Origin of the sequence: Micromonospora sp. NPDC023737 (assembly GCF_040639715.1) — a bacterium.
In the GTDB taxonomy this organism is placed as follows: Bacteria; Actinomycetota; Actinomycetes; order Mycobacteriales; family Micromonosporaceae; genus Micromonospora.
In genome coordinates this window covers 26,869-45,744 of sequence record NZ_JBFAAL010000014.1, presented here as the reverse complement: position 1 = coordinate 45,744, position 18,876 = coordinate 26,869, and the positions used below count along the sequence as shown (strand labels likewise).

Below are 18,876 nucleotides of genomic sequence, written 5' to 3'. Positions count from 1 at the left end.
GGAGCCCTATTGCGGCGAGCGGCGATCGGGCCGCCCGCGCCCTGTCCCGAGTGGGCGGCGGGATTTGGCCCGTCGCCTGCTCGCCGGGCGGATCGGCGACGCCGGCGGGGCCGGCGGCGGCCGGGCCGGATCGACGACGAGTGGGGCGGCACGGTGGCAGGGCCGTGGGGTGCGCGGCTGGGCCGTTAGGCTCGGGGCGCACCGAGTGCCGGAACTCGAGAGCGGGAGGACGGATGGCGGAACCACGGATGTTGCCGCTCGCCGCAGGCGCGCTGCTGGTCGACGGAACCGTCCACACGCACACCTCGATCCGCGGTGACCTCGCACCCGACCTGCACCCGGTGATCCGGCGGTTCCTGCACGACCTGCCGAGCGGGCAGCGGGAACGGTTCGCGGGCTGGTGCGCCGAGGTGGTGCTCCTCTCCGACCGCCTCTATGCGGCCGAGGCCGACAGCGGGTCGCTCAGCCCGGCCCGGGCCCGGTCGCTGCTGTGGGGCGCGAAGCTGCGGGTGACCCGGGTCCGGGAGGAGGGCGACCCCCGCCACGGTGAGGTGCAGGCGCCCTGCCGCTCGTGCGCGGCCCTGCTCGACTGGTTCGGCGTGGAGGCGCTGACATGAACGACCGCTTCCCATCCCTGGTGGCCGAGACGCTGCGGGTTGCTGGTTGGGTTCCGGGCCGCCGCGACGACGACCGGGCCCGGCAGTGGGCGCTGCGGCTGGCCGCCGACGCCACGCCGGACGGCCGGCAGCACACCGTCGTCCGCGCCGCCGTCGAGGCGTACGCCGAGTTCGGCGGCCTGCTGGTGGGCCCGCAGGGCGACGGAGAACAGATCGCGCCCAGCACGTTCCACCTGGATCCGTTCCTGGTGGGCCACTCGGTGGGCACCCTCGCCGCGCTCGCCGCGGCCATCGGGGCGCCGCTCACCCCGCTCGGCGAGGAAGGCGACGGCACCGGCATCCTCGCGATCGACGACCAGGGGCGGGTGTTCGTGCTGGACCACGGCGGCGACTGGTTCCTCGGCGAGGACCTCGACGAGGCGATCACCGCGCTGGTGCTGGGCCGGCAGCCCCACCGGGTACACCAGGACGGCACGTGGTGACCGACTGGCGGCCGGCGACGCCGACGGAGGAGACGCTGCTGGCCGCTGCCGAGGCCGGGGACCGGGACACGTTCCTCGCGACGCTTGCCGCCGGCCCGCTGCTGCTGCCGGTGTCACCGGAGGCGGCGGCCGGCCGCGCGCCGATGGCGTGGCCGACGGGCCGGTACGACGGGCGGACCCACGTCATCGCGTTCACCTCGCCAGAGGCGATCGCCGCCTGCCTGCCCGGTCAGTCGGTCAGCTACCACACCCTCGGCGCCCAGGACCTGGCCGCCGAATGGCCGGACGACGACTGGCTGCTCGCGGTCGACGCCGGGCTGCCGATCGGCGTCCGGCTCACCGCCGGGGAACTGCGCGCGATCGCCGGGCCCGCCCTCGAGGCCGAGCGGGAACTGCGCGACGCGATCGCCCGGCAGGAGCCGGACGCCCTGATGGCGGCGCTGCTCCGGACGGAGCTGCTGTTGCCGCTGCGGCCGGACGGGTCCGAGTCGCGGGACCTGTCCGATCCGGAGTTTCCGTGGTGGTGCCTCCCGGACGAGCAGGGGCAGCCCAGCGTGCCGGTCTTCACCGCCGAGGTGCGGCTACGGCAGGCCCTCGGTGACCACGACCTGATCGCGGTCAGCAGTCTCCAGTTGGCCGAGCAGTGGCCGGACCCGTCCTGGCAGCTCCTGCTCAACCCGGGTACGCCGCTGGCGGCGGCGCTGCCCGGCGAGGCCGTGCGGGCCCTTCGTGACTGGCTCGGTCAGCTACGGCAGGTGGTCACCGACGCCACCGAGGAGGAGCGCCAGCGCCTGGAGACGGCCGCGTACGCCGAGCCGGCCGCGGTAGGCGTGCCGGCCCAGCGGACGGCACCGCAGGAGGCCGACGAGGATGACGAGCCGGACCCGGACCTGCCGGTACGGCTGCAACTGGTGATCCCGCACCGGTACCTGCCGTCCTACCTGGAGGACGGTTACCAACGTGCCGCCGGGCTGGTGCACGCCTGGGCCGGACCGGGCCGGGACACTCCCGCCCGGCTCTACCGGCGACTCGGCCTGCTCGGCGAGGGTTCGCCGTTCGCGGAGTCCGACGAGTGGACGGCCGTGCTCCGTTGGGATCCCAACGAGGACACGCCCGAAGACTGGGGACGCGGCCAGCCGCGGATGGAGTCGCTGGTGGTGCCGGACGGGACGGGCCTGCACTGCCTGCACCAGGACGGCCGCGACGAGTTGCTGGCCCGTTTCGACGCGTCCACCGGGCGCTGGCTGCCGGCCTGACCGTCGCTGGTTCCACCGTTGGTTCCAGCGCACCGCCTCGGCTCTGGCGCCGCCGCAGCCCAGGAGGGCCCGGGGCGCGGCGGCAGGCCCGTCAGCGCCGGTTGCCGGCGAACCAGTCCTTGGTCGGCCGGCTCTTGAGCAGGGCGAGTGCCACCCCGGAGAGCCCGCCCACGACCAGCGGGGTGACCATCGTCGGTTGGAAGCTGAGCTTGCCCTGCACGAGCAGGCCGACCAGTACGACGACGAAGAGCCCGAAGGTGAATATGGCCGGCGTCCGCAGCCCTGCGGCGCCCGCCCGACGCCAGGCGAGGACCATCCCACCCACTGTCATGGCCACCAGTAGCAGGCAGAGCGCGAGGATCAGCAGGCCGAGGACGATCAGGAAGATTTTGCCGTCTCCGTCGCTCCTCGCCATCGCCACGAGGAACGCGACGCCCGCGACGAGCCAGGTGACGGCCGTGGGGACCATGAGCACGATCGCCGCGATCACTGTCGGCGGCCGCCGGACGGCCGTGGGCAGCACCGGCGCACCGGACGCTCCGGCATGCGGCGGTACGGCCGCAGGCGGTGGCGGCAGTAAGGCGTCGGGCGGTGGCGGCGGTACAGCGTCGGGCGGAGGTACGGCACCCGGTGGAAGGGTCGACATCTCGCCTCCGATGCTCGTCAGGTGCCGGGTCTGCGCCAGCCGGCATCGCCCGCCTGGTCCGCGGGTTGGCCCGGCTGCCCGCCCTGCGGCGGCACGCCCGGCCCGGCCGGATACCCTCCCGCCGCCGGCGGGTAGGGCGCGCCCGGGGCGGGCGGATACGGCGTCCCGGCGGCGGTGGGTGCCCCGACCGCGCTGAGGACTTCTCCCGAGGGCGCCGCGGTCCGCCGGCGGCGGCGTCGCCACAGGAGCAGCACCACCGTCACCACGAGGCCGAGGACGATGACTACGACCGCCAACGAGAGCACCGTTTCGAGAGCCTTGTTCGAACCGCCGGAGTTCACCGCGCGAGCACGGGCCAGGGTCGGGTCGACCTCGGGCTCCTGGGCCACCTGGCTACGACTGGCTCGGCCGTCCGGCTCGCCGGTCAACGCCTGCCGCAGGTCGAGCCGACCCCAACCGTAGTCGACGTCCTTACCCGGTTTGCCGGCGTCCCGGGTGGTCTCCAGCATTCGCTTGAAAAGGTCGAACGAGCTGAGGTCCGGGTACTTCGACTTCACCAGGGCGACCGCGCCGGAGACGAGCGCGGTGGCACCGCTGCTCCCGGTACTCATCGTGTACTTCCCGTTGGGCAGCGCGGCGAACAGGTCGTCGCCGGGCGCGGCGATGTCGGTCTCCTCGGCGGGGATGGCGGCGATGCGGCTGGGGCGACCTTCGCGGTCGGTGCCGGTGACCGCGAGCGCGCCGGGGTGCCGGGCCGGGCTCCCGATGATCGCGTCCTGCTTGTTGCCGACAGCGGCGACGACGATCACGTCGTTGTCGTACGCCCGCTTCACCGCCCGGTCGATGTCGGCGTCGGCCGAGCTGCCCAGGGAGACGTTGATGACGTCGGCTCCGTGGTCCACCGCCCAGTCGATCCCGGCCGCGACCGCGTCCGGCGCGATGACCGACACGCCTTCGGCGCCCTGCACGGTCACCGGCAGGATCTTGGCCTTCGGGGCGACGCCGAGCACACCCTCGCGGCCGCCCGGGCCGTGCCCGTGCCCGGCGATCAGGGACGCCATCGTGGTGCCGTGCGAGTTCCGGTCCTGCTGCCCCTTGCTCCGGTCGTCGTAGAGGTCCACGCCGGGGAGCACGTTGTTCTTCAGGTCCGGGTGGCGGGCGTCCACACCGGTGTCGACGACCGCGACGGTAACGCCCGCACCCTGGGTCAGCTTGTGCATTTCGGTCAGTTCGAGGGCGTCGATGTACCAGGCGTCCTTGCGGTCGGCGGCGTGTGCCGACGCCACCGGCACGGCCAGGGCCGCCAGGACGCTCAGCGCCGTTACGGCCACTGTGGATGCCGGACGGGGGACGAGGCGCATCTGCGCGTACCTTCCGCTGTGGGCCGCCGAGCGGCCGGATAGACGGTCACCGCATGGTACGGGCCGGCCACCCATGGTGTGGTGACCGGCCCGCCGTGTGTCATCCCTGACCGAGCGCCCTGCCCTGCTGCTGCGGTCGGTGCTCCGTCGGCGCCTCGATGGTGCCGACCGCGGCCGAGTCGGTGGCCCAGAGCTCGTCGTCGCCCTCGCCGTACTCCCAGGTCTCCTGCTCGTCCTCTGCCCGCCGCGCCCCGCTGCGAGCGCCCGGGGCGGCCGGGCCGCCCCGGCGACCACCGAGCGACGGCGCCGGCCCGGTGGTGGGGGCCGGACGCGCCGCGCCTGCCGCGCCGCGACCGGTGAGATCCGGACGGGCGCTCGTGCCGGGGGCGAGCGGCCCACCCGCACGGGTGCCGCCGGTGCTCGGCGTGGCCGGACGAGCGGCACCCGGCGGCGTCGTGGGACGGCCGGTGCCGCGCTGGCCGCCGAGGCTCGGCGGTGGCGACGCCGGCCGGGCCGGAGTGCCCCCCGGGCGCTTGGGGCCGGCGGTGCTGCCCGGCAGGCGCGGGCTGGACGGCGGCGTCGCCGGGCCGGTCGACCGGTTGCCGAGCCCCGGCGCGCCGGGGCGGGAACCGCCCGGCCGACCGGCGCCGGTGTTGCCGGGCAGGGTCGGCCGGTTCGGTGCGGTGCCGCGACCTGCTGGGTTCCCGCCGGGGCCGCCGGCGCCGGGCAGGGTGGGGCGGTTGGGCGCCCCACCGCGGGTGCCCGGGGTGGGGCCGCCGGCTCCCGGCAGGGTGGTGCGGGGGGCACCCGGCCGGCCGGTGGTGTTCGGCGCGTTCGGACGCGGGTTGCCCTGGCCGCTGATTCCCGGCAGCACCGGGGTGGGCGGGGGCGGGGCGGCCGGCGGCGCGGTGGCCGGCGGCGCGGCGGGCGGAGGCCCGGACGGCGCCGGAGGTGCGGCGGTCATGTTGCCGGCGAGCCCGATGCCCTCGGGCAGGTCGGCCGGCGGGGGCGTTGGGGTGGACGGGGCGGTCACGTCGGGCCGGTTGGGCATGTCCGGCCGGTTGGGCGCGTCCGGCTGGTTCGGCCGGTTGGGCATGTCCGGCCGGGTCGGTCGGTCACCGGACGTGGTCGGCGTCGTCGGCCGCGGCCCGACCGGTCGAGTGGGCCGCGGGGGCAGCGTGGCGGTGTGCACGACCGCGTTCGTCGGGCCCTTGTACATGCCACCGCGGGAGATGTTCGAGATGTAGACGTCGATGTAGAGGTCCGCGAGCGGCTTGACGATGTTCTTCGCCCGCTCGTGGAATTTCTTCTGCACGTCCTCGTACGACTCGGCGTTGTTTATCCCGAAGAAGTCGCCCCACTGCAGGCCCTCGTCGTCCTTCGCCTTCTGGGCCTGGTGCTCCTGCTCGGCCTTGTACTCCAGCCAGAGCTTGCGCATCTCGGTCTGCGTCGTCTGGATCTTGCTGGCGAGCTGCTCCAGACCGCTGGCCGTCTTGTCGGCGACGTCCTTCCACTCGTCCATCGAGTAGAGTGCCGCGCCCACCTTGTCCATGAAGATCCGGCCCGCCGGCGACCGCCACTTGGCCTGCAGCGCGTCGGCGTGCCGCTTGAGGTTGTCCCGCGTGCTCTGCAACAGGCTGCTGGTCCGTCGCCAGGTCTCGGCGAGGGCGACGGTGCGCTCGTCGCTCTCGTTGCGGGCGTACTCCCACATCTGCTCGATGGTGACCCCGTCCCAGGCCGTGGGTTCGTAGGGCGCGGCCTGGGAAGCCCGCTCGGCGGCGTAGTCGTCGACGGCGCCGGCGTAACCCGGGATGTACGTCGGCTTCCATCCGTAGTAGTTGTCGCTCATCCCCGCTCCTCAGCGTCCCGTCCCGTGCCCACCGTCAGGACCGCGTGTCCACGTCCGGGCGAGCCACCTCGTCGCCGTACATCCGCTCGTCGTCGCCCTGGATCCGGTAGGTGCCGGAGCCGTCGCCGATGGTCTCCGGCTTGTCCTTGTCCGGCGTCGTCTCGGGCTCGTCGACGCCGCAGGTGTTCTCCGAGCCGAAGTAGGTCGTGGGATCCGTGGCCTCCTTCGGGACCGCCTTGGCCGGGTCCTGGTGCTCGTCCCCGCCCTGCTGCCAGTAGTCGTTGAGCGTCTTCTGCCCGTCGATGCCGGAGAAGGCGTTGTAGACGTCGTCGTTGGTGGCCTGGGCCAGGGCGTCTCCGGTGAGGTACTCGGCGGAGATCGACGCCGCGGCCGTGCTGAGCGACACGAGCCCCTTCATCGCGTCGCCGAGCATCTGCGACACCGCCGCTCGGCTCTCGTCGTGCCGGCCCCGGAAGAACTTGCCCTCCTTGAGCCCACCTCCACCGAACGGCGCCTGCACGGTGAGCATGGGGCGTACGCCGTTCTCGAAGCTGGGCCGGAAGTTGGTCTCCAGCTCGTCCTGGATGGCCTTCGCGAAGTCCTTCAGCTGCTGTATGTCGACGTCGATGTTCTCGTCGACGAGCCACTCGTCGCCCATGCGTCTCCCCGTTCGCTCACATGCCAGCAGTGCGGCTGTGCCAAGAGCCGCCAATCCGTACATCCACTCTGGTCGAGGATAGTGCCATCGAGCAACCCCGCTGTGTACGTTCAGGACCGCGACGGCAGGTTCACCAACTGCACGAGGCGGGTGCCTTCCCGCCGCGTGACCAACCAACCTCGGCCCGGCGGCAGCGGCCCGGGGCGGACGGTGCCGAGCAGTACACCCTCGTCCCGGTTGCCGGACATCACGATGCCCGGCGTGCTGATCTCCCGCAGCCGCATCAGCACCGGCTCGTACAGCGCCCGGCTCGCGCCGCCCGTGCGGCGGGCGACGACCAGGTGCAGACCGATGTCCCGGGCCTGCGGCAGGAACTCCAGCAGCGGGGTCAGCGGGTTGCTGCCCGCGCCCGCCACCAGGTCGTAGTCGTCGACCAGGACGTAGAGGTCCGGCCCCTTCCACCAGCTGCGGGCGCGCAGCTGGTCCGGAGTCACGTCGTTGGGTGGTAGCCGGTCCCGCATCACCCCGGCGACCTCGGCGATGATGCCCTCGGTGAGCTGGGCCGACGAGCCGTACCCGATCAGGTGCGGGGTGGTGATGTCGCCGAGCATGCTGCGGCGGTAGTCGACGATGACCAGCCGGGCCTCGGTCAGCTCGTTGCGGTCGACGATGGTCTGTGCCAGCGCCCGCAGGAAGGTGCTCTTGCCGGACTCCCCGTCGCCGAAGAGCAGGAAGTGCGGGTCGGTGGAGAAGTCCAGGTGCACCGGCTGGAGGTCCACCTCGGCGATGCCGATCGGGACGCCGGGTCGACCGGTGGCCGGCAGGCTGCCGTACGGGACCACCGGCGGGAGCAGCCGGATCGGCGGAGCTCCTGGCCCCTGCCAGGCGCCGGCCAGGTCGTTGACCAGCTTGCGGGCGCCCTCGGGCAGGGTCTCCGCGTCCTGCGCGCCGTCGGCGCGAGGCAGGGCGGCGAGGAACTGCTGCCCGCCGGGAGTGATGCCCCGGCCGGGTGACTTCTCGGGCACGTTCATCGCGGCGCGGCGGTCCAGGTTGGAGTCTCCGGCGTCGGCCAGCCAGAGCTCCAACCGGGTGCCGAAGACGTCCCGCACGGCAGGGCGCAGGTCCATCCAACGGCCCGCGGTGACGATCAGGTGGACGCCGAAGGAGAGTCCCCGGTTGGCGATGTCGTTGATGGTCGATTCGAGGTCCTCGAACTCGGCCCGGATGGTGGACCAGCCGTCGATGACGAGGAAGACGTCGCCGAACGGGTCGTCGTTGTGCTGGCCGTGCCGACGGGCACGCCGGTACGCGGCCATCGAGTCGACCCCACGCTCGCCGAACCGCCGCTCCCGCTCGCCCATCAGCAGTTGCAGCTCGGCGACGGTCCGGCGGACCAGACCGGCGTCGAGCCGGGTCGCCACCCCGCCGACGTGCGGCAGGTCGCGCAGCGAAGAGAGCGCGTTGCTGGCCAGGTCGAGACAGTAGACCTGGGCCTCCCGCGGCGTGTGGGTGAGCGCCAGCGAGGTGACGATCGTGCGCAGCAGGGTGCTCTTGCCGCTCTGCGGACCGCCCACGATCACCGCGTGGCCGGCCGCGCCGGCCAGGTCGAACCAGAGCACGTCGCGGCGCTGCTCGAACGGCTTGTCGACGATGCCGACGGCCACCTGCAGCTCGCCCACCAGGCCGGCGTGCGCCACCGTCACGCCACGAGTCGGGTCGGCGGTCAGCGGCGGAAGCAGCTGGTCGAGCGTCGGAGCCTCCGCAAGCGGGGGCAGCCACACCTGGTGGGCCGGCGCGCCCCGGCCGGCGAGCCGGCCGACCAGGATGTCCAGCAGGCTGTCGCCGCCCGTGTCGGCCGGCTCGGGTGTCGTCTCCTGGGCCGTACGGGTCACCGGCGGCGCGACGTAGGCAGTGCTGTACTCCTGCACCCGATCCTCGCCGTGACCGGCGGCGACCGCCTCGGCCGTCTTGCTGCGGTAGGTGCCCGAGACGTACGCGGCCTTGAAGCGGACCAGCGGTTCGGTTCCGAAGCGCAGGTAGCCGTGTCCGGGAGAACGGGGCAGCTCGTACGCGTCGGTGGCGCCGAGCACCACCCGGCTCTCCATCGCAGAGAAGGTCCGCAGACCGATCCGGTACGACAGGTGGGTGTCCAGACCGCGCAGCCGGCCCTCCTCCAACCGCTGTGAGGCCAGCAGCAGGTGTACGCCGAGCGACCGGCCGACCCGGCCGATCTGCACGAACATGTCGATGAAGTCCGGCTTGGCGGTGAGCAGCTCGGAGAACTCGTCGCAGATGATGAGCAGGCTCGGCAGCGGCGCCAGCGGGGCGCCCGCCGCACGGGCCTTCTCGTAGTCGCGCTGCGAGGCGTAGTTGCCGGCGGCGCGCAGCAGCTCCTGCCGGCGCACCAGCTCACCGTTGATCGCGTCGGTCATCCGGTCGACGAGCGTCAGCTCGTCGGCCAGGTTGGTGATCACCGCGCTGGTGTGCGGCAGGGCGTCCAGCCGGGTGAAGGTCGCGCCGCCCTTGAAGTCGACCAGGACGAAGTTCAGGTTCTCCGAGCTGTGCGTGGCGGCGAGCGCCAGCACCAGCGTGCGCAGCAGTTCACTCTTGCCGGAACCGGTGGCGCCGATGAGCAGGCCGTGCGGGCCCATGCCGTCCTGTGCGGACTCCTTGAGGTCGAGCTCGACCGGAGCGCCGTCGGTACCCACACCGATCGGCACCCGCAGCCGGTCCCGGTTGGGCCGGGGCTGCCAGGCCCGGTCCACCTCGAACTCGTACGGGTCGCCGACGTTGAGTAGTTCGGCCAGGCCCAGCTCGGTGGTGAGCGGGGCGTCGCCGCCCCGGGACGCGGCCGAGAGACGCAGCGGGGCCAGCTGCATGGCCAGCGCCTCGATCTCCGCGATCCGGCAGTCGTCGGCCCGCCCGATCTCTGCCGGGCCGTCCACGGTGGTGCTCTGCAACCGCCGGTCGGCAGCCACCTCGAGCACCAGCCGGGCCCGGTCCAGCACCCGCGGCGCCGGGTGGGAGAGGTCGAGCAGGGTGACACCCTCCACGCCGCCCTCGGTCATCAGGTGGTCCGAGCCGGCGGTGTCGCCACCGTCGATGATGACCAGGACGTGCGGCCCGCCCACCTGGGGTGCGCCGCCGGAGGAGTTGAACCGGGGCCGGGTGGCCAGCACGTCGTCGAGCATCGCCTCCAGCCCGGTGACCGAGGGCGCGACCAGCCGGAGCTGACCGAGCGCGTCGGTGCGGGTCGGGTGCAGCGCGTGCGGCAGCCACTTCGTCCACTCCCACGCGTCCCGCCGGTCGGGGGCGACGCAGACCGCGACGAGCATGTCGTCCGGCGCGTGGAACGCGACCGCCTGGGCGAGCACCGACCGCACCAGCCCTCGGACCGCCTCGTCGTCACCACCCAGGTGGATCCGGGCGAAACCGTTCAGCGCCATCGTCACCGGCAGATCCGGCACCTCGCTGTACGTGGTGAGGAAGCGGCGCAGTGCCAGCGCGCACATCGGCTCCAGCTTCTCCAGCGAGGTCGCGGGCGGCGGGACCAGTGGCGTGGCCAGCTCCTGTGGGCCGGAACCGATCCGTACGGTGGCGAAGTCCACGTCGCCGCGCCGGCGCTCCCACAGTCGCGGCCCGAGCGGGACGGACCACAGCGCGTCCGGCTCCGGGTGCCGGTAGAACGCCGCCTCCCGCTGCTTGCGGATCGTCTTGAGCACTCGGCGGCGTTGCCGCGACAGGTGCGTCATGTACTCGCGTCGCTTCTGGAGCATTTCCTGCTTGCTCGGGCCGCCGGAGTTGCTGGTGAGCTGGGAGCCGAGCATGCCGATCGCGGAGAGGCCGAAGAGGCCACCCGTGACGTAACCGAGGGTGCTGCCGCCCCGGCCGGCGAACATCAGCGCCATCGCGAATGAGCCGGCGAGCATCGGCAGCATCATCATCATCTGGCCCCAGCTGCGCCCGCTGGGCGCGGGCAGCTCAGGTGGCGCCTCCAGCAGGACCTCGCCGGACGGGTACTCCGGCTCCGGCTGCCGGGCCGGGCGTTTCACGACGACCGTGCTCACGTATCAGACCTCCCCGCTGGTGCCCGGACCCGAGCGGACCGAACCGGCGCCCACGCCACGGCACATGGTAGGTAGCCTTCTCTCGTCATGACAGCCGCGGGCCCTGTCGGCCCGCTCCTCGCCGAGGGGTCGTCAGTGGTCACCCAGGCCGGAACCGGACTCGCGCGCATCGCCGTCGTCGCCCCAAACCGGCGGCTCGATCTCGCCCTGCCCGAGCATCTGCCGCTGGTCGGGTTGCTTCCCGCCGTGCTGCGGCAGGCGGATGAGCACCCGTCGGACGGGACGACACACGGCGGTTGGGCGCTGCGCCGCACCGACGGCAGCACCGTCGATCTGAACCGTACGCTCGCCGGGCAGAACGTCCGCGACGGCGAGGTGCTGCACCTGGTGCCGCGCCGCACCGAGTGGCCGGAGCTGGCGTACGACGATCTGATGGAGGCCGTCGCGGCCGGCGCCCGCCGGCGCGGGGTGGCCTGGAGCCCGCTCGCGACCCGGCTGACGGGCCTGATCGTCGCCGGTGCGCTGTTGCTGCTCGGTCTGGCCGTCATCATCGGATCCGACGAGCCCGGCTGGCTCGGCGGCGTGATCGCCCTCGGCACCGCCGGGGTGCTGCTCGTGGTCGGGATCGTGTTGTCCCGGGCGATGGCGGACTCCCTCGCCGGTGCCGTGGTCGCCGCCGCCGGCCTGCCGTACGCCTTCGTCGGCGGCGTCCTGGTGATCGGGACCGGGGAGTCCGTCTGGGCGCTCGGCGCGCCGCACGTGCTGCTCGGTTCCGCCATCCTGCTCCTCACCGGCCTGCTCGGCTTCCTCGGAGTGGGCGACGCGACCCGCGTCTTCGTGGCGGCGGTCTTCGCCGGGATCTGGGGCATGCTCGGCGGCCTCTTCGCTCTCGGCTCGATGGACGCGGCGCAGGGCGCGGCGATCGTGGTCACCGCGGTGACCCTGCTGCTGCCGGCGATGCCGCTGCTCGCCGTGCGGCTCGGCAAGATGCCGATGCCGGCGCTGCCGCGCACCGCCGAGGACCTGCTGCGCGATGAGCCACAGCCCCGGCGCGAGTTGGTCTACCAGGCCACCGCCCGGGCCGACGAGGTGCTCACCGGCATGATCTTCGGTTCGTTCGTGGTCACCGTCGGCTGCCTCATCGTGCTCACCGCCCACGGCTCGGTCGCGGCCCTGCTGCTGGCCGGTGTGGTCGCACTCGGCCACCTGCTGCGGGCCCGACTGGTGCCGACCGTGCGGCACCGCGTGCCGCTGCTCGCCGGGGGTCTCGTCGGGCTGGCCCTGCTGCCCCTGGTCGGCGCGGCCGACGCCGGGACCGTGCTGCGCGTGCTGACCGCCCTGCCGGTGGCGGTGGTCGCGGCCGGGTTCTCGGTCAGTGCCGGGCTCACCTACAGCCGCCGCGCTCCGTCGCCCCGGTTGGCCCGTCTCGGGGACGTCCTCGACATCCTGCTGCAGTTGGCCGTGGTACCGGTGGCGTGCAGCGTGCTGGGCCTGTACGCGTTCATGCGCGCGCTGAACGGCTGACGCCGGCGGCTGACCATCGATTCGCCGACGTGCCTGCGGTGCGCCGGCGGGTCACACGGTGACGTCGCCGACCGCCGGTGCGTCGCCCCCACAAGACGAGCGTTGCCAGCGCCTCGTCACGACTGATCATCGGGCCTTCATCGATCAGGACTTGCGGGATGAGTACCACCTGGGCATCGGCGCAGGCTCGTCCCAGTTCAGGCCGCTCGCCTCCGGCATCCGACCGCCGCGGACGAGCTTGACGATCGCCGTGTCGAGGTCGGGGCCGACGAAGAAATTGTCGGCCCAGTGCAGCATGAAGACCCGCCCTTGGGCGTCGATGACGAGTTCGGAGGGTCCGTCCGCGTTGTTGCCGAGCGGGAAGACGGGGTTGTCGAACTCCTCGGCGAAGATGCGCGCGTCCTCGGCGAGCACTCCGCCGCGGGTCGGGTGGACAAAGCTCCAGTAGCCAGCTTCCGGTTCGCCGTGTCCGCCGAACTGGGGCAGGCGCAGGCCACCGAATTCGACCAGGGCGGCCCGTGCGGCGGAGAATAGTTCCAGGCCGGCGAGTTCGTCGGCGAAGCGGGTCAGCCACAGGTCGACGGCGGCGGTCATGTCGCGGCCGGGGAACCAGCCGGCTTTCTCGAGGACTTCTCGGACGTCTGGTGGGAAGCGGCTCTCGGCGGCGCGGTGTTGGGCGTATCGTTCGGCGATCGCTGGGGCGGGCAGTGAGGGCCACTGGGTCAGTTTTCCGGTTTCCCGGTCGATGACCACTGTGGGTTGTCCGGTTGCCGAGGGTGGTTGGGGTGCTCCGTTCGTCGGCTCGGGTTCGGGTTCGCGGCGGGAGGCGATGAAGCCGAGATCGAATTCGTACAGGTCGACTTCCGGCGCCGGGCCGGGGTGGCCGGCGGCGGCCCACTCCCGGGCGCGGGCCAGCGCCTCATCACGACCGGTTGGACCGATATTCGTGGCCATTCGTGTGTGTTGGTGGGCGCCGGCTTACAGCGTGATGTCCTCGACGACCGGGACGTCGTCGCCGCGGATGAGTGTGATGACGGCGGTGTCGATGTCCGGGCCGATGAAGAAATTGTCGGCCCAGTGCAGCTGAAAGACTCGCCCTTGGGCGTCGATGACGAGTTCGGAGGGCCCGTCGGCGTTGTTGCCGAGCGGGAAGACGGGGATGCCGTATTCCTCGGCGAAGATCTCCGAGCCTTCGGCCAGCACTCCTCCGCCTCGGGTGGGGTGGATGCCGCTGGTGTAACCGCCTCCCGGTTCGCCGTGTCCGCCGAACTGGGGCAGGCGCAGGCCACCGAATTCGACCAGGGCGGCCCGTGCGGCGGAGAATAGTTCCAGGCCGGCGAGTTCGTCGGCGAAGCGGGTCAGCCACAGGTCGACGGCGGCGGTCATGTCGCGGCCGGGGAACCAGCCGGCTTTCTCGAGGACTTCTCGGACGTCTGGTGGGAAGCGGCTCTCGGCGGCGCGGTGTTGGGCGTATCGTTCGGCGATCGCCGGGGCGGGCAGTGACGGCCACTGGGTCAGTTTTCCGGTTTCCCGGTCGATGACCACTGTGGGTTGTCCGGTTGCCGAGGGTGGTTGGGGTGCTCCGTTCGTCGGCTCGGGTTCGGGTTCGCGGCGGGAGGCGATGAAGCCGAGATCGAATTCGTACAGGTCGACTTCCGGCGTCGGGCCGGGGTGGCCGGCGGCGGCCCACTCCCGGGCGCGGGCCAGCGCCTCATCACGACTGATCATCGGAACTCCTCGGGCCGTGGTGGTCCTGGTCGCCGGCCCCGGCCGGGTGCCGGCACCACCGTGGTCGACGCGGTGCCTATCGTAGGCACCGCGGTCCGGCTCTTGTCGGTGCCGGCCGTACGCCAGGGGAGGGTGCCATGCCGTCGCGGCGGGACCAGGTCCAGTCGTACCAGTTCTTCGTCCAGCGGATGACGTCCGCGCTCGTGGCGCGCGAGCCTGATCCGGAGGCCGCGCCGTTCCGGCGGCTCGGCGGCGCCGGTTTCGCGGGCATCATGGTGGCGGTGCTCTGCCTCGCCGCGGTGGGCGTCTACGGGCTGCTTCGCCCCGGTGGCGCCACCAAGTGGAAGGCGGGCGGGGCGGTCATCCTGGAGAAGGAGACCGGGACCCGGTACGTCTACCGGGAGGGTCGCCTCCATCCGGTGGTCAACTACTCGTCCGCGCTGCTGGCGATGGAGTCGGCGGCCCCCACCGTCTCCGTCTCCCGCAACTCGCTCGTCGGCACGCCGCGCGGACCCCGGATCGGCATCCCGGACGCGCCGGACGCCCTGCCCGACCCGAAACGGATCCTCACCGGGCCGTGGACGCTCTGTACCCAGCCGGCCCGGGACCAGGCGGGTGGGACCGTGGCCACGACGGTGCTCACCGTCGGTAGGCCACCCACCGGCGGGCGCGAGATGGGCGACGCGGCGCTGTTGGTCCGGGACACCAAGACCAAACGGTTGCACCTGGTCTGGCACGACCACCGGTACGAGATTCGGAATCAGAAGATCGTCCTCGAAGGACTCACCATGACCGCGGAGCCGGTGGTCGACGTCGGTGGGGCCTGGCTGAACGCGTTGCCGGCCGGCGAACCGATCGGCACGGCCGACGTCGCCGGACGCGGCGAGCCCTCAACCGCACTGCGTGACGCCCGGGTCGGCCAGATCTTCGTCGTGGAGAGCCAGAACGGCAGCCGCCAGTACTACCTCGCCAACCGGGAGAGGCTGCACCCGCTGACTCCGATGCAGGCCGACATGCTGCTCGCCGACCCGGAGACGCGGAGCGCGTACCCGGGTGAGTCGGCGCCCCGGGCCCTGCCGCTCGCGGCCGGGACCGCCGCGGCGGCCCCCAAGGCGGCGCCTCCGGCCGAGGGGCGCCACCGCGCACCCGCCGAACGCCCCGAGATCGCCCGGCTGACCGGTGATCAGCCGGCCGTCTGCGCCGCCTACCGTCCCGGGCAGGCTGAGCCGACCCTGTTGCTGGATGCGCAGGTGCAGCCGGTGAAGGAGCCGGTACGCACCGCCGAGCAGACCGGCGACGGTATCCCGCTCGCCGATCGGGTGGTCATCGAACCGGGGTACGGCGTCCTGGTTGCCGCCATGCCGTCTCCGGACGTCGCGACGGGCACCCTGAACCTGGTCACCGATCTGGGCTACCGGTATCCGCTGGCCTCGGAGAAGGTGCCGGAAATGCTCGGCTACCGCGGTGCGCGGCCCGTCGAGCTGCCGGCTGGTCTGGTCGTCCGGCTTCCCGCCGGCCCTGCGCTCGACCCGGCGAATGCGAAGCGGGCGCTGGATCCCGAGTAGCCGCATCTGCCACAGTAGAGATAGTTGCGGGTCTGAATGCCGACTGGCCTAGCGCCGGTTGGACACGACCCGTTACGGTTCGTACGAGGACCGGTGCGTGAGCACCGCGACAGAATCTGCCCCCGGTGATGCGGGGCGATCGACGAGGACGGGGGTGACTCCACCATGACGACGGTAGGTACCGACACCGGCTTGATGGTGAAGACCGAGGGTGACGTAGATGCCGTCGCCGACCGGCTCACCAGCAACCTGAACCAGCTGATGGACCAGCTCGCGCCGCTGTACGACCAGTGGAAGGGTGCTGGCGCGGGCTCCTTCCAGCAGGTTCGCGATCGGTTCGACCAGGACATGGCCCGGCTGAACGTGGCGCTGCGGGCTATCGCCGAGGCCGTCGGGTCCGCCGGTAAGGACTACGACGTCAGCGACGAGGAAATCCGGTCCGACATGGACTCTGCCGGGGCCACCGCTGGTCAGATCACCGCCGCGCTCAAGCTCTGACTGGGAGAGGTTCTGAGATGGAGATCCGCTACAACTTCGGTGCGTTGAACGCCGCGGCGGACAGCTGCGGCGGCGCGGTGAAGAACCTGAACGGCGAGCTCGAGGGGCTCAAGTCGGGTATCGCACCGCTGCTCGCCACCTGGGACGGCGAGGCCCGCGACGCGTACGGCCAGCGGCAGGCCGAATGGGAAGCGGCGGCGACCGACCTGCGCGACCTGCTCGGCCGCATCGAGAAGGCGCTGCGCGAGTCGGCGGCCAAGATGCAGGCCCGCGAAGCCGCGAACCGCGGAAAGTTCCACGGCTGAGCACGACAGTACGACGCGATGGCCCGGCTCCGTGCCGGGCCATCGTCGTTCGCACAGCCGGTTGATGACACTGCCCGACTTTGGGCGTGCCCTGGCGAGGCGGCTCCGACCGCGGGCGTGCCGTCAGCCGCGCGGCAGCGACGTGGGCGTCCGGAAGAAGGCTTCCTCGGGCTCGTCGATCTCGCCGACCGGGGGTGGCGGTGCCGCGGGCCGGGTCGGTCGCCAGCGCAGGCGGCGTCCACGCGGCAGCAACGAGGCCATCACGCCGACGGCGAGCGCGACCGCAGCCACCATCAGCCCGCCCCATAGCCCCAGCTGGCCGAAGACGCTCCACCGCTCCGCACGCTCCTGCGCCGCCGGATCGTACGACGGGTCGGGCAGCGGAGGCTGGGCCACCGGTGCCGCGGAGGTCAGCCGCTCGGTGACCGCTCGGTACGGGTTCAGCACGCCGTGTCCGTAGCCCTGCCCCGGATCCCCGCGCGCCGGGTCGACGGTCGCGGTGAGTCGACGGCTGACCTCCTCCGCCGACAGGCCCGGCTCGGCGGCGCGGATCAGGGCAGCCGTCGCGCTCACCAGCGGAGCCGCAAAACTCGTGCCGCTCCATACCGCGTGGCCGGACAGACGGGTCGCCGCCACCACCGCGCCGCCGGGGGCAACGAGATCGACGTACGGCCCGACCTGTGACTGCTCCACCCGCGCACCCTGCTGGTCGATCGCGCCGACCCCGATCACCCCCTCGTAGGCGGCCGGGTAGGGCACCGGGTCCGGGCGTTCGCCCTCCTGGTGCAGATTGCCGGCGGCGGCGACCAGCACGACGTCCTTCGCCCGCGCGTACCTGATCGCGCTCTCGACGGCGGAGTCGGGGCGGTAGAGCGTCACCGACATGTTGATGACGTCCGCGTCGTCGTCGACCGCCCGGCGGATGGCCTGCGCGAAGACCTCCATGGAGACGCTCTCGCCCTGGGCGCCCTCGCCCTCGTTGCCGGCCCGTTCGCTGACTCGGATCGGGATGATCGTGGCGTCCGGAGCCAGGCCCTGGAAGCCGACGCCGTCCTGCGGGCGGGCAGCGATGAGGCTGGCCACCGCGGTGCCGTGCGAGACACAGTCCACATCGCCGCCGCTGGTCCCGCGCAGAGCGTCGAAGCCGGTGGTCACCCGGCCGCTCAACTGCGGATGGTTGCCGTCGGAGCCGGAGTCGATGACCGCCACCTTGACCCCGGCGCCGGTGCTGAACGGCCACACCCGTTGCGGCGCGAGCCATCGCTGGTGCCAAGGGATTTCGCTGATGACCTGACCTGGATCGCTCGGGTTGTCACAAACCGCCGGGGCCGCCACCGCCCGGGCCGGCGTGCCGAGAACGATCGAGCCCATCAGTGCCACCACCAGGGCAGCAGCGGACGTACGACGGTCGAGGACCATTCCGCACCCACCTCCCGTCCGCACGGCGCCGGTGCATCGTAACGATCCTCGGGCATTCACCGGATACCCCGATGTCGTGCCGATTCAGTATCGTCGAGCTGTCACGCCGTTGACGGGTTGCGGCGGCACGTGGACGTGCAGGGGGAGGACGCCATGGACACGCAGGCGCTGCGCGCCCGAGCAGACGAGCTGATGGCCCAGTTCGAGCGGATGCGCTCAGGCGTGGGCGACCTCCAGCAACGCCTCAAGGCGGTGAACGCCACCGTAACCTCCGACGACGGGTTCGTGACGGTGACCGTAGGCCCGCGTGGCCAGGTGGTCAAAGTGGAGTTCGATCCACGCATCTACCGCCGGCCGAACTCGAAGGAACTCTCCGCCACCGTCACCGCAACGATCCGGCGGGCCACCGAGAAGGCGATGACCGACGTCGAGGAGCTGTTGCGGCCCTTCGTGCCGGACAGCCAGTTCCAGGCGTACATGGACCACGACCTGGACGGCATCTTCCGTCAGCTGGACAGCGATCTTCCACGGGAGGACGAGCGATGAGCGACCCGAACGAGACCTTCGTCAACCCCGACGGCGCACGGGACGGCGCTCGTCAGCTCGGCGCCGCCGGCCATACGCTGGCGAGCCGCTGGGCCCAGCACGCGGCCACCATCTCCTCGCTCAACGCCTCGGCCCCCTGGGGCACCGACGACCCGGGCAAGGAGTTCAACAAGCACTACCTGGAGGGCGGCGATGACGCCCCCGCCACCAACGTCATCGGCGGCGGCAAGACCATTGTGGACCTGGTCAAGGTGTTGGGCCCCGACGTGACCAGCGCCGTCGACGGCACCGTCGAGGTCGACGACATGGTCGACAAGTGGTTCGGCGGCGAGGACAAGTAACTTCCGGCTTCCGG

17 protein-coding genes are annotated in these 18,876 nt (G+C 72.3%); 9 read left to right on the top strand and 8 right to left on the bottom strand.

What is annotated here, in order from left to right; genetic code table 11:
- Nucleotides 1–233 precede the first annotated feature (233 nt).
- From AB0F98_RS24755 to AB0F98_RS24745, 3 genes are read left to right on the top strand one after another with little or no spacing between them, the layout of a single operon-like run.
- Nucleotides 234–617, top strand: coding sequence for a YwqJ-related putative deaminase (locus AB0F98_RS24755; protein ID WP_357739510.1), 384 nt, complete (start codon nucleotides 234–236; stop codon nucleotides 615–617).
- Nucleotides 614–1,099, top strand: coding sequence for an SUKH-3 domain-containing protein (locus AB0F98_RS24750; protein WP_357739508.1), 486 nt, complete (start codon nucleotides 614–616; stop codon nucleotides 1,097–1,099). The genes AB0F98_RS24755 and AB0F98_RS24750 overlap by 4 nt, the downstream gene beginning before the upstream one ends.
- Nucleotides 1,093–2,355: an SseB family protein gene (locus AB0F98_RS24745; protein WP_357739505.1), complete on the top strand. Its 1,263-nt coding sequence runs from the start codon at nucleotides 1,093–1,095 to the stop codon at nucleotides 2,353–2,355. The genes AB0F98_RS24750 and AB0F98_RS24745 overlap by 7 nt, the downstream gene beginning before the upstream one ends.
- Before the next feature lie 91 nt (nucleotides 2,356–2,446).
- Here the strand turns inward: AB0F98_RS24745 and AB0F98_RS24740 are convergent, their stop codons facing one another.
- The 5 genes from AB0F98_RS24740 to eccCa all read right to left on the bottom strand — a co-directional run bounded on the left by AB0F98_RS24740 (nucleotide 2,447) and on the right by eccCa (nucleotide 10,936).
- Nucleotides 2,447–2,878 carry a hypothetical protein gene (locus AB0F98_RS24740; protein WP_357739502.1) on the bottom strand — a complete coding sequence of 144 codons (432 nt, stop codon included), beginning with the start codon at nucleotides 2,876–2,878 and terminating at the stop codon, nucleotides 2,447–2,449.
- A 140-nt stretch (nucleotides 2,879–3,018) separates the two neighbouring features.
- Complete coding sequence (mycP, locus tag AB0F98_RS24735; protein ID WP_357739499.1) at nucleotides 3,019–4,362, bottom strand: type VII secretion-associated serine protease mycosin; 1,344 nt, start codon at nucleotides 4,360–4,362, stop codon at nucleotides 3,019–3,021.
- A 100-nt stretch (nucleotides 4,363–4,462) separates the two neighbouring features.
- Nucleotides 4,463–6,211 carry a hypothetical protein gene (locus AB0F98_RS24730; RefSeq protein WP_357739496.1) on the bottom strand — a complete coding sequence of 583 codons (1,749 nt, stop codon included), beginning with the start codon at nucleotides 6,209–6,211 and terminating at the stop codon, nucleotides 4,463–4,465.
- A 34-nt stretch (nucleotides 6,212–6,245) separates the two neighbouring features.
- Nucleotides 6,246–6,869 carry a hypothetical protein gene (locus tag AB0F98_RS24725; protein WP_357739493.1) on the bottom strand — a complete coding sequence of 208 codons (624 nt, stop codon included), beginning with the start codon at nucleotides 6,867–6,869 and terminating at the stop codon, nucleotides 6,246–6,248.
- A 110-nt stretch (nucleotides 6,870–6,979) separates the two neighbouring features.
- On the bottom strand, nucleotides 6,980–10,936 hold the full coding sequence (eccCa, locus tag AB0F98_RS24720) for a type VII secretion protein EccCa (protein ID WP_357739490.1): 3,957 nt from the start codon (nucleotides 10,934–10,936) through the stop codon (nucleotides 6,980–6,982).
- 135 nt (nucleotides 10,937–11,071) lie between these two features.
- On the opposite strand from eccCa, the gene eccD reads away from it, so the two are divergent.
- Nucleotides 11,072–12,460 (top strand): type VII secretion integral membrane protein EccD, encoded by a 1,389-nt coding sequence (gene eccD / locus AB0F98_RS24715; RefSeq protein ID WP_357739789.1) that lies wholly within the window; start codon nucleotides 11,072–11,074, stop codon nucleotides 12,458–12,460.
- Between the two features lie 144 nt (nucleotides 12,461–12,604).
- On the opposite strand, the gene AB0F98_RS24710 is transcribed toward eccD, so the two are convergent.
- Nucleotides 12,605–13,414, bottom strand: coding sequence for an SUKH-3 domain-containing protein (locus AB0F98_RS24710; protein ID WP_357739487.1), 810 nt, complete (start codon nucleotides 13,412–13,414; stop codon nucleotides 12,605–12,607).
- 24 nt (nucleotides 13,415–13,438) lie between these two features.
- Nucleotides 13,439–14,188: an SUKH-3 domain-containing protein gene (locus AB0F98_RS24705; protein ID WP_357739484.1), complete on the bottom strand. Its 750-nt coding sequence runs from the start codon at nucleotides 14,186–14,188 to the stop codon at nucleotides 13,439–13,441.
- A 137-nt stretch (nucleotides 14,189–14,325) separates the two neighbouring features.
- Here AB0F98_RS24705 and eccB point away from each other — a divergent pair, with 137 nt between their 5' ends.
- The 3 genes from eccB to AB0F98_RS24690 all read left to right on the top strand — a co-directional run bounded on the left by eccB (nucleotide 14,326) and on the right by AB0F98_RS24690 (nucleotide 16,556).
- Entirely contained in the window at nucleotides 14,326–15,753 is a 1,428-nt protein-coding gene (eccB, locus tag AB0F98_RS24700) for a type VII secretion protein EccB (RefSeq protein ID WP_357739481.1), read from the top strand.
- A 165-nt stretch (nucleotides 15,754–15,918) separates the two neighbouring features.
- Complete coding sequence (locus AB0F98_RS24695; RefSeq protein WP_357739479.1) at nucleotides 15,919–16,251, top strand: WXG100 family type VII secretion target; 333 nt, start codon at nucleotides 15,919–15,921, stop codon at nucleotides 16,249–16,251.
- Nucleotides 16,252–16,268: 17 nt separating this feature from the next.
- Nucleotides 16,269–16,556, top strand: a complete 288-nt coding sequence (locus AB0F98_RS24690) for a WXG100 family type VII secretion target (RefSeq protein ID WP_357739476.1) — start codon at nucleotides 16,269–16,271, stop codon at nucleotides 16,554–16,556.
- Between the two features lie 123 nt (nucleotides 16,557–16,679).
- On the opposite strand, the gene mycP (AB0F98_RS24685) is transcribed toward AB0F98_RS24690, so the two are convergent.
- Complete coding sequence (mycP, locus tag AB0F98_RS24685; RefSeq protein ID WP_357739473.1) at nucleotides 16,680–17,975, bottom strand: type VII secretion-associated serine protease mycosin; 1,296 nt, start codon at nucleotides 17,973–17,975, stop codon at nucleotides 16,680–16,682.
- A gap of 153 nt (nucleotides 17,976–18,128) precedes the next feature.
- On the opposite strand from mycP (AB0F98_RS24685), the gene AB0F98_RS24680 reads away from it, so the two are divergent.
- Nucleotides 18,129–18,521: a YbaB/EbfC family nucleoid-associated protein gene (locus AB0F98_RS24680; protein ID WP_357739470.1), complete on the top strand. Its 393-nt coding sequence runs from the start codon at nucleotides 18,129–18,131 to the stop codon at nucleotides 18,519–18,521.
- Complete coding sequence (locus tag AB0F98_RS24675) at nucleotides 18,518–18,862, top strand: hypothetical protein (protein ID WP_357739467.1); 345 nt, start codon at nucleotides 18,518–18,520, stop codon at nucleotides 18,860–18,862. The genes AB0F98_RS24680 and AB0F98_RS24675 overlap by 4 nt, the downstream gene beginning before the upstream one ends.
- Nucleotides 18,863–18,876 lie beyond the last annotated feature (14 nt).